Genomic DNA, 1,460 nt, shown 5'->3' with positions numbered 1-1,460 from the left:
CGACTAACCCTGAGCGGACGAACCTTCCTCAGGAAACCTTAGGCTTTCGGCGGGCTGGATTCTCACCAGCCTTTTCGCTACTCATGCCGGCATTCTCACTTCCGCACCCTCCACCGTCCCTTTCGGGTTCGGCTTCAGCGGTGAGCGGAACGCTCCCCTACCATCTCCTCTGAAGAGGAGATCCGCAGCTTCGGTGACGGGCTTGAGCCCCGTTACATTTTCGGCGCAGGGTCACTCGACCAGTGAGCTGTTACGCACTCTTTAAAGGAATGGCTGCTTCCAAGCCAACCTCCTGGCTGTCTGCGCGACCCCACTACCTTTCCCACTAAGCCCGTCCTTAGGGACCTTAGCTGGCGGTCTGGGCTGTTTCCCTCTCGACTACGGAGCTTATCCCCCGCAGTCTGACTCCGGCCGGTTCGGGTTGCGGATTCGTCGTTTAACGGGAGTTGGTAACCTTTCCGGCCCCGTCCCCCATCAGAGCGCTACCCCGCAACTCGTTCGGCCAGGCTCGCCCTAAAGCGATTTCGGGGAGAACCAGCTATCACTGGGTTCGATTGGCTTTTCACCCCTACCCACAGCTCATCCCAGGCCTTTTCAACGACCACGTGGTTCGGGCCTCCGCCGCGGATTAACGCGGTTTCACCCTGGCCATGGGTAGCTCACCCAGCTTCGGGTCGGCCCCGAGGAACTCAACGCCCTCTTCAGACTCGCTTGCGCTCCGGCTCCCCGGCTTTCCCCGGTTAACCTCGCTCCTCAGGACCACTCGCCGGCCCGTTCTGCAAAAAGTACGCCGTCAGGGCTTACTGCCCCTCCGACTGCTTGTCGGCCAGCGGTTTCAGGTTCTCTTTCACTCCCCTCCCGGGGTGCTTTTCACCTTTCCCTCACGGTACTGGTGCACTATCGGTCGCCTCGGGTATTTAGCCTTAGGGGGTGGTCCCCCCGGATTCCCACGGGATTCCCCGTGTCCCGTGGTACTCGGGAGCAGCCTTTAGGGTCCCTTTGAGCCTTCGCTTACGCGGCTTTCACGCTCTCTGGCGGACCTTTCCAGGCCCTTCAGCTCGGCTCGCCGTTCCCCCCGGGCGTCCACCGCCGCCCGACAAGACTGTCCCACGACCCCGCACGGGCAACGCCGGTGGGCTCTCACGCCCGTGCGGTTTAGGCTCTTCCCCGTTCGCTCACCGCTACTTAGGGAATCGCGGTTGCTTTCTTTTCCTCGGGGTACTGAGATGTTTCACTTCCCCCGGTTCCCCGCAAGGCCGAAGCCTTGCTGCCAGGGCTCATCACCCTGGCGGGTTGCCCCATTCGGACATCCCCGGATCAACGCCTGCTTGCGGCTCCCCGGGGCATATCGGTGCTGGCCCCGTCCTTCATCGGCCCGAAGGCGCCTAGGCATCCACCGCTGGCCTTACCTTGCTTGGCCGCAAAGATGCTTCTTACCCTGTGCAGTTGTCAAGGTGCTC

Annotated in this window: 1 rRNA gene; it reads right to left on the bottom strand. The window is 62.2% G+C overall.

Features of this window, described 5'->3' with window-relative positions:
• Positions 1-1,420 (bottom strand): 23S ribosomal RNA (locus FWJ67_RS11090); the annotation flags it as partial.
• Positions 1,421-1,460: the final 40 nt, after the last annotated feature.

Source organism: Limnochorda sp., from assembly GCF_047459355.1.
Classification (GTDB): Bacteria; Bacillota; Limnochordia; order Limnochordales; family Limnochordaceae; genus Limnochorda.
The sequence above is the reverse complement of the archived record's forward strand: the minus strand, read 5'-3'. Positions and strand labels throughout refer to the sequence as shown.